The sequence below is a fragment of the Streptomyces sp. NPDC014864 genome (assembly GCF_043081525.1).
Taxonomy (GTDB): Bacteria; Actinomycetota; Actinomycetes; order Streptomycetales; family Streptomycetaceae; genus Streptomyces.
Window position 1 is genome coordinate 275,143 of the sequence record NZ_JBIBWT010000007.1, and the last position, 14,295, is coordinate 289,437.

At 73.0% G+C, this 14,295-nt stretch carries 15 protein-coding genes; 7 read left to right on the forward strand and 8 right to left on the reverse strand.

The genetic code is table 11. The features are described from left to right. The first annotated feature begins 212 nt into the window (after positions 1-212). From ACF1A5_RS15535 to ACF1A5_RS15545, 3 genes are all read left to right on the forward strand, one after another. A complete protein-coding gene (locus ACF1A5_RS15535) occupies positions 213-1,238 on the forward strand; it encodes a 6-phosphofructokinase (protein WP_392193365.1) in 1,026 nt (341 codons plus the stop codon). 128 nt (positions 1,239-1,366) lie between these two features. Next, a complete protein-coding gene (locus tag ACF1A5_RS15540) occupies positions 1,367-2,317 on the forward strand; it encodes a cytochrome c oxidase assembly protein (RefSeq protein ID WP_392193366.1) in 951 nt (316 codons plus the stop codon). A gap of 136 nt (positions 2,318-2,453) precedes the next feature. Beyond that, complete coding sequence (locus ACF1A5_RS15545; RefSeq protein WP_392193367.1) at positions 2,454-2,624, forward strand: hypothetical protein; 171 nt, start codon at positions 2,454-2,456, stop codon at positions 2,622-2,624. A 3-nt stretch (positions 2,625-2,627) separates the two neighbouring features. Here the strand turns inward: ACF1A5_RS15545 and ACF1A5_RS15550 are convergent, their stop codons facing one another. From ACF1A5_RS15550 to ACF1A5_RS15565, 4 genes are read right to left on the reverse strand one after another with little or no spacing between them, the layout of a single operon-like run. Next, the gene (locus tag ACF1A5_RS15550; RefSeq protein ID WP_392193368.1) at positions 2,628-3,833 is read right to left on the reverse strand and encodes a sensor histidine kinase; all 1,206 of its coding nucleotides are present in this window, start codon (positions 3,831-3,833) and stop codon (positions 2,628-2,630) included. Continuing rightward, on the reverse strand, positions 3,830-5,542 hold the full coding sequence (locus ACF1A5_RS15555; RefSeq protein WP_392193369.1) for a cation acetate symporter: 1,713 nt from the start codon (positions 5,540-5,542) through the stop codon (positions 3,830-3,832). Before ACF1A5_RS15555 ends, ACF1A5_RS15550 begins: the two co-directional genes overlap by 4 nt. Positions 5,543-5,559: 17 nt before the next feature. Beyond that, entirely contained in the window at positions 5,560-5,919 is a 360-nt protein-coding gene (locus ACF1A5_RS15560; RefSeq protein ID WP_392193491.1) for a hypothetical protein, read from the reverse strand. 13 nt (positions 5,920-5,932) lie between these two features. Next, a complete protein-coding gene (locus ACF1A5_RS15565) occupies positions 5,933-6,688 on the reverse strand; it encodes a LytR/AlgR family response regulator transcription factor (RefSeq protein WP_392193370.1) in 756 nt (251 codons plus the stop codon). A gap of 76 nt (positions 6,689-6,764) precedes the next feature. On the opposite strand from ACF1A5_RS15565, the gene ACF1A5_RS15570 reads away from it, so the two are divergent. The 3 genes from ACF1A5_RS15570 to rocD all read left to right on the forward strand — a co-directional run bounded on the left by ACF1A5_RS15570 (position 6,765) and on the right by rocD (position 9,422). Then, the gene (locus tag ACF1A5_RS15570; protein WP_392193371.1) at positions 6,765-7,268 is read left to right on the forward strand and encodes an Lrp/AsnC family transcriptional regulator; all 504 of its coding nucleotides are present in this window, start codon (positions 6,765-6,767) and stop codon (positions 7,266-7,268) included. Between the two features lie 124 nt (positions 7,269-7,392). Next, positions 7,393-8,205, forward strand: coding sequence for a dimethylargininase (gene ddaH, locus ACF1A5_RS15575; protein ID WP_392193372.1), 813 nt, complete (start codon positions 7,393-7,395; stop codon positions 8,203-8,205). After that, the gene (gene rocD / locus ACF1A5_RS15580) at positions 8,202-9,422 is read left to right on the forward strand and encodes an ornithine--oxo-acid transaminase (protein WP_392193373.1); all 1,221 of its coding nucleotides are present in this window, start codon (positions 8,202-8,204) and stop codon (positions 9,420-9,422) included. The genes ddaH and rocD overlap by 4 nt, the downstream gene beginning before the upstream one ends. A gap of 111 nt (positions 9,423-9,533) precedes the next feature. On the opposite strand, the gene ACF1A5_RS15585 is transcribed toward rocD, so the two are convergent. The 4 genes from ACF1A5_RS15585 to ACF1A5_RS15600 all read right to left on the reverse strand — a co-directional run bounded on the left by ACF1A5_RS15585 (position 9,534) and on the right by ACF1A5_RS15600 (position 12,953). Further along, positions 9,534-10,061 (reverse strand): DUF4396 domain-containing protein, encoded by a 528-nt coding sequence (locus tag ACF1A5_RS15585; protein ID WP_392193374.1) that lies wholly within the window; start codon positions 10,059-10,061, stop codon positions 9,534-9,536. 166 nt (positions 10,062-10,227) lie between these two features. Further along, complete coding sequence (locus tag ACF1A5_RS15590; RefSeq protein WP_392193375.1) at positions 10,228-10,944, reverse strand: DUF305 domain-containing protein; 717 nt, start codon at positions 10,942-10,944, stop codon at positions 10,228-10,230. A 105-nt stretch (positions 10,945-11,049) separates the two neighbouring features. Continuing rightward, positions 11,050-11,484, reverse strand: coding sequence for a DUF6153 family protein (locus ACF1A5_RS15595; RefSeq protein ID WP_392193376.1), 435 nt, complete (start codon positions 11,482-11,484; stop codon positions 11,050-11,052). A gap of 257 nt (positions 11,485-11,741) precedes the next feature. Then, positions 11,742-12,953 (reverse strand): FAD-dependent oxidoreductase, encoded by a 1,212-nt coding sequence (locus ACF1A5_RS15600; protein WP_392193377.1) that lies wholly within the window; start codon positions 12,951-12,953, stop codon positions 11,742-11,744. 544 nt (positions 12,954-13,497) lie between these two features. On the opposite strand from ACF1A5_RS15600, the gene ACF1A5_RS15605 reads away from it, so the two are divergent. Then, a complete protein-coding gene (locus ACF1A5_RS15605; RefSeq protein WP_392193378.1) occupies positions 13,498-14,223 on the forward strand; it encodes a lysophospholipid acyltransferase family protein in 726 nt (241 codons plus the stop codon). Positions 14,224-14,295: the final 72 nt, after the last annotated feature.

Genomic DNA, 14,295 nt, shown 5'->3' on the forward strand with positions numbered 1-14,295 from the left:
GTGCTCCCCCACTCGGTCTCACCAGCCCGTCTGACAGCGTCTCCGCACAGGTGAGCGGGCCCTTCTGACAGCCCTTCCGCACAGGTGAGCGGGCCCGTCCAGCAGGCGGACGCACGGTGCTGCCCCTGCCCCCGGTGCCGCTAGGGTGGCGGGGATCGAGCCGGACAACGTGGTCCGGTCCCCGCGCCCACGTTGAGAAGGTTGTTCGGGCTATGCGCATTGGTGTCCTCACGTCCGGCGGCGACTGCCCCGGCCTGAACGCCGTCATCCGGTCCGTCGTGCACCGTGCCGTCGTCGACCACGGCGACGAGGTCATCGGCTTCCGCGACGGCTGGAAAGGCCTCCTGGAGTGCGACTACCTCAAGCTCGACCTCGACGCGGTGGGCGGCATCCTCGCCCGCGGCGGCACCATCCTCGGCTCCTCCCGGGTCCGACCCGAGCACCTGCGGGACGGCGTGGAGCGGGCCAGGGGCCATGTCGAGGAGCTCGGGCTCGACGCGATCATCCCGATCGGCGGCGAGGGCACGCTCAAGGCGGCCCGGCTGCTGTCGGACAGCGGTCTCCCCATCGTCGGGGTGCCGAAGACCATCGACAACGACATCGCCGTCACGGACGTCACCTTCGGCTTCGACACGGCCGTGACCGTCGCCACCGAGGCCCTGGACCGCCTCAAGACCACCGCCGAGTCCCACCAGCGGGTGCTGATCGTGGAGGTCATGGGCCGCCACACCGGCTGGATCGCGCTGCACTCCGGCATGGCGGCCGGCGCGCACGCCGTCGTCGTCCCGGAACGGCCCTTCGACATCGACGAGTTGACGCGCAAGGTCGGCGAGCGTTTCGAGGCGGGCAAGCGGTTCGCCATCGTCGTCGCCGCGGAGGGCGCCAAGCCGAAGGCCGGCGGCATGGAGTTCGACGAGGGCGGCAAGGACGTCTACGGCCACGAGCGGTTCGCCGGGATCGCCCGCCAGCTCTCCGTCGAGCTGGAGGAGCGGCTGGGCAAGGAGGCGCGCCCGGTCATCCTCGGGCACGTGCAGCGCGGCGGGACGCCCACGGCGTACGACCGGGTGCTGGCGACCCGGTTCGGCTGGCACGCGGTGGAGGCCGTGCACCGGGGCGAGTTCGGTCACATGACCGCGCTGCGCGGCACCGACATCGTGATGGTGCCGCTGGCGAAGGCCGTGGAGACGCTGAAGACGGTGCCACAGGAGCGGTACGACGAGGCGGAGTGCGTGCTCTGACCCCGCCCCCTGAGGGTGTCCCACCGCCCCCGGTCCATTGCACCGCCCCCGGTCGCAGTCGTGACCGGGGGCGGTTCTAGTCTGGTGCGGACAGACGTGCACAACCCCCACGAATCAGGAGCCGGCGGATGGATCACAGCGGGCACGGCATGACGATGGATCTGCCGCCGTTCACGCTGGCGCGCTCTCTCGCGTGGTCGGCGGACCCGTTCTTCCTCGTCGCCTGCCTGCTCGGGCTGGGTCTGTACGCCTGGGGCGTGGTGCGGCTGCGGCGGCGCGGGGACTCCTGGCCGGTGGGCCGGACGGCCGCCTTCGTCACCGGGGTGCTGACCGTGGGCCTGATGATGTGCACCCGGCTGAACGACTACGGCATGGTCATGTTCAGCGTGCACATGGTCCAGCACATGGTCATCAGCATGCTGTCGCCGATCCTGATCCTGCTCGGCGCGCCGGTCACCCTGGCGCTGCGCGCACTGCCGGTGGCGGGCCGGGGCCGCAAGGGGCCGCGCGAGGTGCTGCTGGCCCTGCTGCACAGCCGCTACCTGCGAATCGTCACCCACCCCGCGTTCACCATCCCGATGTTCATCGCGAGTCTGTACGCCCTGTACTTCACGCCGCTGTTCGACTTCCTGATGGGCTCGAAGGCGGGGCACGTCGGGATGATGGTGCACTTCCTCGCCGTCGGCGTGGTCTTCTTCTGGCCGATCATGGGCGTCGACCCGGGCCCCAACCGGCCGGGCTACCTCATGCGGATGCTGGAGCTGTTCGCGGGGATGCCGTTCCACGCGTTCTTCGGCATCGCACTCATGATGGCCACCACCCCCATGGTCGGCACCTTCCTGCACCCGCCCGCCTCGCTCGGCATCGACCCGCTCTCCGACCAGAACGCGGCCGGCGGCATCGCCTGGGCGTTCAGCGAGATCCCGTCCGTGCTGGTGCTGCTCGCGCTGCTGTTCCAGTGGTACCGCTCCGAGCAGCGGCAGGCCCGGCGCAAGGACCGGGCCGCGGACCGCGACGGCGACAAGGAGCTGGAGGCGTACAACGCCTATCTGGCCTCGCTCAACGCCCGCGGGAACTGACCGGCCGCGCAGCCGCGAGACGGAAGGCGGCCGCGCGGATCGGGCCGCCGCGTGACGGAAGGGCACCGCGCGGATCGAGCCGCCGGGCGGCGGACGGGGCACCATGGTGGGGTCGGACCATGAGGAGGGTGTCGCGATGCCCGGTTCCACGGACGGTTCCACGAAGACGATGGGAGCGCTCACCGTCGGCGCGCTCGTCGCGGTGACGGCGTACACGGTGGCGCTGGGCAGCAACGGCTGGCTGTGGTTCGGCTGGGTCGTGCTGGGCCTGATCACCCTCGCGCTGGTCGCGTCCCGGCGCGCCTGACGGTCACTGCCCGGAGGGGCGCCCGGCGGAGTGCACCCCAGGCTGGTACTTGGGCAGCCGGACGGTGATCTTCATGCCCGCCCCCGGCGCGGTCTCGAGGACGAGGCCGTGGTCGTCGCCGTAGACCTGGCGGATCCGGTCGTCGACGTTGGACAGACCGATGCCGCCGGAGGGGCTGACCTCGCCGGACAGGATGCGGCGCAGCACGCCGGGGTCCATGCCCGCACCGTCGTCCTCGATGACGACGAGCGCCTCGGCGCCGGCGTCCTGCGCGGTGATCCGGATGCGGCAGGTGTCGGTCCTGCCCTCCAGGCCGTGCTTGACGGCGTTCTCGACGAGCGGCTGCAGGCACAGGAAGGGCAGCGCCACCGGGAGCACCTCGGGGGCGATCTGGAGGGTCACGGCGAGGCGGTCGCCGAAGCGTGCCCGGACCAGCGCGAGGTAGTGCTCGATGGCGTGGAGCTCGTCGGCCAGGGTGGTGAAGTCGCCGTGCCGGCGGAACGAGTAGCGGGTGAAGTCGGCGAACTCCAGCAGCAGCTCCCGGGCCCGCTCGGGGTCGGTGCGGACGAACGAGGCGATCACCGCCAGCGAGTTGAAGATGAAGTGCGGGGAGATCTGGGCGCGCAGGGCCTTGATCTCGGCCTCGATGAGCCGGGTGCGGGAGCGGTCGAGGTCGGCGAGCTCCAGTTGGACGGAGACCCAGCGGGCGACCTCGGCCGCGGCCCGGACCAGCACGGCGGACTCTCGGGGCGCGCAGGCGACGAGGGCGCCGTGCACCCGGTCGTCGACGGTGAGCGGGGCGACGACGGCCCAGCGCAACGGGCAGTCCGGTGTCTCGCAGGTGAGCCGGAACGCCTCGCCGCGCCCGGTCTCCAGGGGGCCCGCGAGGCGCTCCGCGATCTCGCCGCGGTGGTGCGCGCCCACCCCGTCCCAGACCAGGACCCGCTGGTCGTCCGCGAGGCAGAGGGCGTCGGTGCCGAGCAGCGTGCGCAGGCGGCGGGCCGACTTGCGGGCGGTCTCCTCCGTCAGTCCCGCGCGCAGCGGGGGCGCGGCGAGGGAGGCGGTGTGCAGGGTCTGGAAGGTGGCGTGCTCGAGAGGGGTGCCGAGGCCGCCGAGGCTCTCCGGGCGGGCGGTGCGCCGCCCGAGCCAGAACCCGGCGGCCAGCAGCGGCAGGACGGCCACGCAGAGCCCGGCGAGGAAACCGCTCACGCCTTCACCTCCGCCCGCAGCTGTTCGGGCAGGTGGAACAGGGCGAGGATCGCCGCGGTCCCGGCGGGCACCCGGCCCGGCGTGGCCAGGGACACCAGCATCATGGTGAGGAAGCCCAGCGGTACCGACCACAGGGCGGGCCAGGCCAGCAGCGCGTGCAGCGGACCGGCGCCGGGCAGGCCCGCCATGGTCGCGGCCACGGCGACCAGCGCGGAGCCGCCGCCCACCAGCATCCCGGCGGCCGCGCCGGGCGGGGTGAGGCGGCGCCACCAGATGCCGAGGACGAGCAGCGGGCAGAAGGACGAGGCGGACACCGCGAAGGCGAGCCCGACTGCGTCGGCGACGGGCAGTCCGCCGACGAGGACGCTCGCGGCGAGGGGCACGGCCATGGCGAGCACCGTGCCGAGCCGGAAGTGGCGTACGCCGCGCGAGGGCAGGACGTCCTGGGTGAGCACCCCGGCCACCGCCATGGTCAGTCCGGAGGCGGTCGACAGGAACGCGGCGAAGGCGCCGCCCGCGACCAGCGCGCCCAGCAGGTCGCCGCCGAGGCCGCCGATCAGCCGGTCGGGCAGGAGCAGGACGGCGGCGTCGGCGTCCGGGGTGAGGGCGAGTTCGGGGGCGTAGAGGCGGCCCAGGGCGCCGTACACGGGCGGCAGCAGGTAGAAGCCGCCGACCAGGCCGAGGACGGCGACCGTGGTGCGGCGGGCGGCGACCCCGTGCGGGCTGGTGTAGAAGCGGACGACGACGTGCGGCAGGCCCATGGTGCCGAGGAAGGTGGCGAGGATCAGTCCGTACGTGGCGTACAGCGGGCGTTCCTGGCGGCCGGCGGCCAGCGAGGTCGACATTCCGCCGTCGGTGCCGAGCCCCGTCTGCGGGACGCGGGAGTCCTTGGCGAAGGTGAGGCGGGTGCCGCGCTCGACGTGGTGGACCCCGGCGGCCAGGCGCACCGGCCGCCCGTCGTGGCCGTGGCCGTCGACGGTGCCGCGCACGGTGACGGTCAGGGGCCGCTCCAGGCGCAGGTCGAGGGTGTCGGCGACGCGGACGGTGTGCCGGTCGCGGAAGGCGGGCGGTTCGTCGAACACGTGACGGGGCGCGCCGTCGTGCTGCCAGGCGAGGACGAGGAAGAGGGCGGGGACGAGCAGGGCGGTCAGTTTCAGCCAGTACTGGAAGGCCTGGACGAAGGTGACGCTGCGCATGCCGCCCGCGGCGACGGTCGCCACCACCACGACGGCGACGATCACTCCGCCGAGCGCGTCGGGCGCGCCGGTGAGCACCGTCAGCGTCAGCCCCGCCCCCTGGAGCTGCGGCAGCAGGTAGAGCCAGCCGACGCCCACGACGAAGGCGCCCGCGAGCCGTCGTACCGCCTGCGAGCCGAGCCGGGCCTCGGCGAAGTCGGGCAGCGTGTAGGCGCCGGAGCGACGCAGCGGGGCGGCGACGAACAGGAGCAGGACCAGATAGCCGGCCGTGTAGCCGACCGGGTACCAGAGCATGTCCGGGCCCTGGACGAGCACCAGGCCGGCGATGCCGAGGAAGGAGGCGGCGGAGAGGTACTCGCCGCTGATGGCAGCCGCGTTCAGGCGCGGTCCGACGGTGCGGGAGGCGACGTAGAAGTCGGAGGTGGTGCGCGAGACGCGCAGCCCGAAGGCGCCGACGAGGACGGTGGCGACGACGACGAGGGCGACGGCGGGGACGGCGTATCCGGAGTGCACGGTGCTGTGTGGCCCCCTCAGCGGTCCTCGACCAGGCGCACGAAGTCGCGTTCGTTGCGCTCCGCGCGGCGCACGTACCAGCGGGCGAGCAGCACCAGCGGGGCGTAGAGGCAGAAGCCGAGCACGACCCAGCGCAGGCGGCGGGCGTCCGGGGCGGCCGCGAAGACCAGCGGCAGCGGGCCGACGAGCAGTACGAGCACGGTGAACACGGCGAGCCCGGCCCGCAGTTGGGAGCGCATCAGGGAGCGGACGTAGGTGTGGCCGAGGGTGGTCTGCTCGTCGATCTCGGTGCGCGGGCGGTACTGGCCGGGGACCCGGCGGGTGCGGCGGGCCGGGCCGGTGACGACGACGCGGCGTCCGGTGGCGTCCTGCGGCATGTGCGGCATCCCCCTAACGTGCGGTCCGGCGCATCAGCAGCTCCCGCAGTTCGCGGGCGTGGCGGCGGCTGACCTGGAGTTCCTCCGCGCCGACGAGCACGCTCACCGCGCCCGCGTCCAGGCGGAGCTCGCCGATGTGGCGCAGGGCGACCAGGTGGCGGCGGTGGATGCGGACGAAGCCGCGGGAGCGCCAGCGCTCCTCCAGCGTGGACAGCGGGATGCGCACGAGGTGGCTGCCCTTGCCGGTGTGCAGCCGGGCGTAGTCGCCGCGCGCCTCGACATGGGTGATGTCGTCGACGGCGACGAAGCGGGTGACGCCGCCGAGTTCGACGGGCACGTGGTCGGGGTCCGGCTCGCTCACCGGGATCCGGGGGGCGGTGTCGCGCAGATGGGCCGCCCGCCGCACGGCCTCCGCGAGCCGCTCCTTGCGGACCGGCTTGAGCACGTAGTCGACGGCCTTGAGGTCGAAGGCCTGAACCGCGAAGTCCTCGTGAGCGGTGACGAACACGATCAGCGGCGGCTCGGCGAACCCGGTCAGCAGCCGGGCCAGGTCGAGCCCGTCGAGTCCGGGCAGGTGGATGTCGAGGAAGACCACGTCGATCGCGTCGGGTCCGCCGGGACCGGACTGGAGGGCGCGGTTGATCCGGCGCAGTGCCTCGGTCGCGTCGCCGGCGCCCTCGACGCTGCCGATGCGGGGGTCGGTGTCCAGGAGGTAGAGCAGTTCCTCGAGCGAGGGGCTTTCGTCGTCGACGGCGAGGGCGCGCAGCATGAAGGTGGAGTGTAAGGGCGATCCGTGCGCCTGCCCATGTCCGGGCGTGGACGTTCCCGCTGGATACAGTGCCGACATGCACAGCAGGCAAGCCCCGTTCGACGAGCTCGACCGGAAGATCCTCACCGCTCTGATGGCCAACGCCCGCACCAGTTTCGCCGAGATCGGCGCGGCGATCGGCCTGTCGGCGACGGCGGTCAAGCGCCGGGTGGACCGGCTGCGCGAGGCGGGTGTGATCACCGGGTTCACGGCCACGGTGAAGCCGTCGGCGCTGGGCTGGCGCACCGAGGCGTACGTCGAGGTGTACTGCGAGGGCGCGGCTCCGCCCCGGCGCCTCGCCGAGGTCGTCCGCAACCACCCGGAGATCACGGCGGCGATGACCGTGACCGGCGGCGCGGACGCGCTGCTGCACGTGCGGGCGCGGGACGTGGAGCACTTCGAGGAGGTGCTGGAGCGGATCCGGACGGAGCCGTTCATCCGCAAGACGATCAGTGTGATGGTGCTGTCCCACCTGCTGCCGGAGAGCCCGGAGGCGGGCGCCAGCCACCCGGCGCCGGGGGACGCAGCAGACGTGCGCTGAGACCGTCGAGAACGCAGCTTTCCTGCTCATACGCGCAGCTCTCCTCGCTTGTCGCGCGTGCTGGGGCGTTTCTACCGTTGTCTCGACCCCAGTCGTCACTCCCAGGAAGCGGAGGGAACCCTCTGTGCCCGAGAGCCGTGTGCAGCGCCGGCGGCGCTACCTCGTCTGCGAACCCAGACACTTCGCCGTGCAGTACGCGATCAACCCCTGGATGGATCCCGGCCGTCCCGTCGACGCCGGCCTCGCCCAGGTCCAGTGGAAGGCGCTGATCGACGCCTACCGCGCCCACGGACACACCGTCGAGACCGTGGAACCCGTGCCCGGACTGCCGGACATGGTCTTCGCCGCGAACTGCGCGGTCGTCGTCGACGGCCGCGTCTTCGGCTCCCTCTTCCACGCCCCCGAGCGGCGACCCGAGTCCCTCCCCTACGACACCTGGTTCAAGGCGGCCGGCTTCGACGTCTACCGCCCCGAGTCGGTGTGCGAGGGCGAGGGCGACCTGGTGCCGGCCGGGCGCTGGGTCCTCGCCGGCACCGGCTTCCGGACCACGCGCGAGGCGCACCGCGAGGCGCAGGAGTACCTCGGCGCCCCGGTGGTCGGCCTGACCCTGGTGGACCCGTACTTCTACCACCTGGACACGGCGCTCTTCGTCCTCGACGACGACAACATCGCCTACTACCCGGAGGCGTTCTCGCCCGGCAGCCGCGAGGTGCTCGCCCGGCTCTACCCGGACGCGGTGCTCGCCACCCGGGAGGACGCCATGGCGTTCGGCCTGAACTCCGTCTCCGACGGCCACCACGTCTTCATCTCGCCCACCGCGACGCACCTCGCCGCCCGGCTCGCCGAGCGCGGCTACGTCCCCGTCCCCGTCGACCTGTCCGAGTTCCACAAGGCAGGCGGCGGCATCAAGTGCTGCACCCAGGAGATCCGCTCATGACGGCACCCGCCCGTACCCGTACGTCCGCCGACCTCATCCGGGCCGAGGAGCCGGTCCTCGCCCACAACTACCACCCGCTGCCCGTGGTCGTGGCCCGTGCCGAGGGCGCCTGGGTGGAGGACGTCGAGGGCACCCGCTACCTCGACATGCTGGCGGGCTACTCGGCCCTCAACTTCGGCCACCGCCACCCCGCCCTGGTCGAGGCGGCGCACCGCCAGCTCGACCGGCTGACGCTCACCTCCCGGGCCTTCCACAACGACCGGCTCGCCGAGTTCGCGGAGCGGCTCGCCCGGCTCACCGGGCAGGACATGGTGCTGCCCATGAACACCGGCGCCGAGGCGGTCGAGAGCGGCATCAAGCTGGCCCGCAAGTGGGCCTACGAGGTCAAGGGCGTCCCGGCCGACCAGGCCACGATCGTGGTCGCGGCGGACAACTTCCACGGCCGTACGACGACGATCGTCAGCTTCTCGACGGACGAGACGGCACGGTCGGGATTCGGCCCGTTCACCCCCGGCTTCCGGATCGTCCCCTACGACGACCTGGCGGCCCTGGAGGCGGCGATCGACGAGACGACGGCCGCCGTGCTGATCGAGCCGATCCAGGGCGAGGCGGGCGTCATCGTCCCGCGCGACGGCTACCTCGCCGGTGTCCGCGAGCTCACCCGCCGGAAGAACTGCCTGTTCCTCGCGGACGAGATCCAGTCGGGTCTCGGGCGTACCGGGCACACGCTCGCCGTCGACCACGAGGGGGTCGCGCCGGACGTCGTCCTGCTGGGCAAGGCGCTCGGCGGCGGCATCGTGCCGGTGTCGGCGGTCGTCGGGCGGCGCGAGGTGCTGGGGGTGCTGCGGCCCGGGGAGCACGGTTCGACCTTCGGCGGCAACCCGCTGGCGGCCGCGGTCGGCACGGCGGTGGTGGAGCTGCTGGAGACCGGCGAGTTCCAGCGCCGGGCGGCGGAGCTGGGCGCGGTCCTGCGCGACGGGCTGACCGCGCTGGCCGGCCGGGGCGTGGTCGGGTTCCGCTCCCGCGGCCTGTGGGCCGGCGTCGACGTCGACCCGGCCATCGGCACCGGCCGCGAGGTCAGCGAGCGTCTGATGCGGGAGGGCGTCCTGGCCAAGGACACCCACGGCTCCACCATCCGGCTGGCGCCGCCGCTGACCATCACGGAGGACGAGCTGCGCTCGGCGCTCGGCTCCCTGGAGAAGGTGCTGACCGCCTGACGGTGGCAGGAGGTCGGGACATGCGGCCGGGGGGCGTCCGTGGCCGGGCGTCCCCCGGTGGCCTTCCGGCGCCCCCCGGTGGCCTTCCGGCGCTCTCCGCGCCAGGGGGGGTCAGTGGTAGGCGTGGACCACCGCGTGCCCCTTGCCGCGGCCGATCATCCACCGGTTGACCGGGGTGGTGAGCAGGAAGGCCAGCAGGAGCGAGAAGGCGAGGGAGGCCCAGAAGAGCGGCTGGGCGAGGCCCGCGTCCATGGCGCCCGGCACTGCGACCATGACCGTGTTGTCGATCAGCTCCATCACCAGGATGGACACCGTGTCCGCGGCCAGGGCGATCTTGAGAGCCTGCCGGAGGGGCACACCCGCGCGCAGGACGCCGCGCATGGTCAGCGCGTACCCGAAGACGAAGGCCAGCGCGATGGAGATCACGACGGTCGCCGCGTTGTGCAGGCCGGCGGCGGTGCCGATGATCATGCCGAGGACCTCGCCGATGGCGCAGCCGGTGAGGCAGTGCAGCGTCGCCTGGGCGGCCGCGCGCCAGGTGGTGGCCGCCGTCGGGGCCGGGTGGGTGTGATGAGCGTGGTGTTCGGGGTGCTCGGACTGGTGCGCGGGGTTCTGCTGGGTGTGCACCGAGTGGTCCATGATCGTTCTCCCCTTCTCGTCGAACGTTCACCGCTCAGAACCATATACCCCCATGGGGTATTCCCACTCGGTGTTTCTCCTTCCGCCAGGGGCACCACGCTGGGCCGCCTCGGGGCCGCCGGACACACCGACGGCCCCGAGGCGGGCGAAAAGGGGTGCCGTCGCGTCACTTCTCGCCGAGCAGCTTGTGCATCTCGGTGATCTCGGCGGACTGCGAGGTGACGATCGAGCGGGCCATCGACGTGGCGGCCCCGTAAGCCCCCTTGGCCTGCTCCGTCTTGGCCATGATGACGGCGCCCTCGTGGTGGCCGATCATCATCTGGAGGAACGCCTTGTCGAAGGCGTCACCGGAGAGCTTCTTGAGCTTGCCCATGTCGGCGTCGCTCATCATGCCGGGCATCGAGGAGCCGGAGTGGTCCATGCCCGACGAGCCGGAGTGGTCCATGCCCGGCATGTCCCCCATACCCGAGGAGCTGCCCGCCGGGACCTCGGCGCCCCAGGCCCGCAGCCAGCCGCTCATGGTGTCGATCTCCGGGTCCTGCGCCTTCTTGATCTTCGCGGCGAGGTCCTTGACCTGCGGGGACTTCGCCCGGGACGGGACCAGGTCGGCCATGGCGACGGCCTGCCGGTGGTGCGGGATCATGCCCTGTGCGAACGTCACGTCCTGCGCGTTGTGACCGCCCTTCCCGTTGGCGCCGGCCGACGGGGTGGAGGACATGGAGTCCATGCCGCCGTGGCCGGCGTGGCCGGACGACGAGGAGTCGCCGCCGCCGCAGGCGGTCAGCACCACCGCGGCGGTCGCGGCGGCGGTCAGCGCCGCGGTCCGGCGGACGAGGGCACGGCGGATGAGGGAACGGCGGACGGGGGAACGGCGAAATGCCATGAGGAACACAGCTCCTTGAAGCGCCCGCGTGAGGCACGCGGGTACGGCGGATGGTGAGACGGACCGGAGCACGCCACCCCGCATCGGGGTGGCGTGCGGGCGCCTCTAGATCCGCAGGAGCTGCAACTTGGCCAGGTCGGGCGGGGCCCGGCCCTCGGCGGCCCTGACGGCCGCACCGGCGGAGGCGGGGGCCGCCGGCCCGCCGGGCACGAGGAGTGCCTCGGGCAGTGCGGGCGGCGCGTACGCCGTGGACGTACCGGCCGCGGCGCAGGTCCCGCCGGCGTGCTGCATGGCCATGCCGTCCTGGTCACCGCCGGTCAGGTGGGTGCAGGGATCGCCGTGCAGGTGCACGGGGGCGTGCCGGGACATGGCCTGGTGACCGGCGGTCTCCACGGTCGTCGTCTCGCTGTGCTGCCCCGACGAGGGCATGCCGGCCGGCGTCAGGACGTGCATCGCGAGCACGCCCGTGAGCACGGCCAGGACGAGCAGGGTCCAGCGGGCGGGGCGGGCCGTACGGCCGGTGCGCGCGCTGGAGGTCATGCGGGCCATCCTACGGAGCCGCGCCTCCCGGCGTGCGATACCCGCCGCCGCCCGGGTGAGGCCCTCGTCACGCTGGTGCCGCCCCGCGGGGCGGCGCGGGCGCGCGCGGCACGGCACACGCGGGGCTCGGCAGGCGGGGGCGCGGCACCTTCCCAGGCGGCGCGTCCGGAACGCCGAGCCCCGGGACACCCGGCTTCGGGACACCGGGCTTCGAGACACCCGGCTTCGGGACACCCGGCTTCGGGACACCGCACGTTTCAGCGCGCGGCGACCCGCGGAGCGGTGTGCCGGGCGATGCGCGTGGCCGCGTACTCCGTGCCCGCCACGAACCTCATCATCGGACCGAACATCGGCGCCGCCAGCGAGCCGGTGAAGTACAGACCGGGCACCGACGACTCGAACGCGCTCGAAAGCTCCGGAGCCTTGGAGCCCGGTACGCACGCCACCGCGTCGCGCACCGCAGGCCGCAGAAAGGGCAGGGCGTCCAGGTCCAGCCGGTAACCGGTGGCCGCGAGGACGTGGTCGGCCTCGAGGGTGTCGCAGTGGGCGCCGGGGCCCGTGACGCGCAGGCGCGCGGTGTCCCCGACCACCTCGGCGCCGGTGACCCGGCAGGCGGTGTGCACCGGCACCACGCCCTCGACCCGGTCCCGCAGCCACCAGCCGCCGGACGGTCCCAGTGCCCGCCGGAAGAGCAGCAGCCGGGCCGCCGCAGGCAACCGCCGGACCCCGCCGGGGGCCCTGCAGACCGCGGCCAGGGCCCAGCCGGTGCCCAGCGGCGAGGCGGGCCGGGCGATCCGCTGTGTCCAGGGCCGGACAAGTTCCGGCTCGCTGCCCCACAGCACCCGGCGCTCGCGGACCAGCACCCGCACCTCGGCGCCGGCCTCGTGCAGCAGCGCGGCGCTCTCCAGCGCGGACTGACCGCCGCCGACCACCGCGACCCGCCGGCCCCCGTAGCGGGAGAGGTCGGTGTGGTGGCTGCTGTGCGACACCAGGGTCCGCGGCCCCGGCGCCCCGGGGGCGAGACGCCGCAGTTCCCCGGGTACGTGGGCCAGTCCGCTCAGGCCGGTCGCCAGGACGACCGCGGCGGCGGTGAACTCCCGTCCGCCGTCGAGTCGTACCGCGAAGCCGTCGCCGGCCGCGGCACGGTCGACGGCCGCCACCCGCGCGGGCTCCACGTCACCGACGTACCGCTTCTGGAACCACAGCCCGTAGCGGACGAAGACGTCGCACGGGATCGGGGTCAGCTCGGTCAGCTCGGGCTCGCCGTGCAGCAGGCGGAAGTCCGCCAGCCGGCCACCCGGTTCGGGTGCGGACAGGTCAGTGGCGGCCGGCGTCGACTTCAGGAACATGCCGGTCGCCATGGCATGCCGCCAACTGCCCATCACCTCGCCGAAGATGCGGTACGGCACGCCCGCGGCGCGCAGGTGCGCGGCGACCGACAGCCCGTACGGGCCGGCTCCGACGATCACGACCGGATGCTCCGAGCGTCCGGTGAACTTCTTTGTCCGGGCAGGTCGTTGCCCCGGAAGCGACTGCGTCATGCGTCCCCCCGTCGTTCCCCCCGCCGCCTTCCCCAGGACGGCGCGACCTCGCGGGACGGCGTGCCGGCCAAGCGCCGCCGCGCTCGTCCCCCCTCCGCCGCTCAGTGTTACCCAGAGGCCGGGGCCGGAATGCGCTGTCGCGAGATGTTGCCGGAACCTGGGCGAAGCGTTTACCGCGGCAAGAGGCCCATGTCCGCCACCCATCCCCCTGATCACGCCACGATCCGCGTTCAGGTTGATCTCTACCGGCGAGTAGCAGCACCCTGGTCCGGCGGTCCTCCCCACCCGCGTGAACGACACCCCGATTGCCGCACTGATGCACCGTCAGAAGCGCGGGCACTAGGTCAGCATGGGTACGACCGGACCGGTTCCGCCCACCCGTGCACGCACCTACACTGGCACCCCACGACATGCCGGTTGACCTGCGAGAACGCGGCGGTCGAGCCGATCTGCACGAGTGAGGAGCGACGCCTTGTTCTACTACCTGCTCAAGTACGTGCTGCTGGGACCGCTGCTGAGACTGGTATTCCGCCCACGCATCGAGGGCCTGGAGCACGTGCCGGCGTCCGGCCCGGCCATCGTCGCCGGCAACCACCTGTCCTTCTCGGACCACTTCCTGATGCCGGCGATCCTCAAACGGCGCATCACGTTCCTTGCGAAGGCCGAGTACTTCACCGGGCCGGGCATCAAGGGCCGGCTCACGGCCGCCTTCTTCCGCAGCGCCGGGCAGATCCCGGTCGACCGCTCCGGCAAGGAGGCCGGTCAGGCCGCGATCCGGGAGGGGCTCGGGGTGCTCGGCAAGGGGGAACTGCTCGGCATCTACCCGGAGGGAACCCGGTCGCACGACGGGCGCCTGTACAAGGGCAAGGTCGGTGTGGCGGTGATGGCGCTCAAGGCCCGGGTGCCGGTCGTCCCCTGCGCCATGATCGGCACCTTCGAGGCGCAGCCGCCCGGGCGGGTGATCCCGCACATCCGCCCCGTCGCCATCCGTTTCGGTGAGCCCCTGGACTTCTCGCGCTACCTCGGCATGGAGGACGAGAAGGCGGTCCTGCGCGCCGTCACCGACGAGATCATGTACGCGATCCTGGCACTGTCCGGACAGGAGTACGTCGACCAGTACGCGGCCGACGCCAAGGCCGAGCAGGCCGCCGCGCAGGGCGCCAAGGAGCGCAGGTTCCCCCGCGCGCCGCTCGGCTGACCACCGGCTCCTGTCGCCGGGCACGGGGAAGGGCCGGCCGGTTTTCCCGGCCGGCCCTCGGTGTTCAGGTGT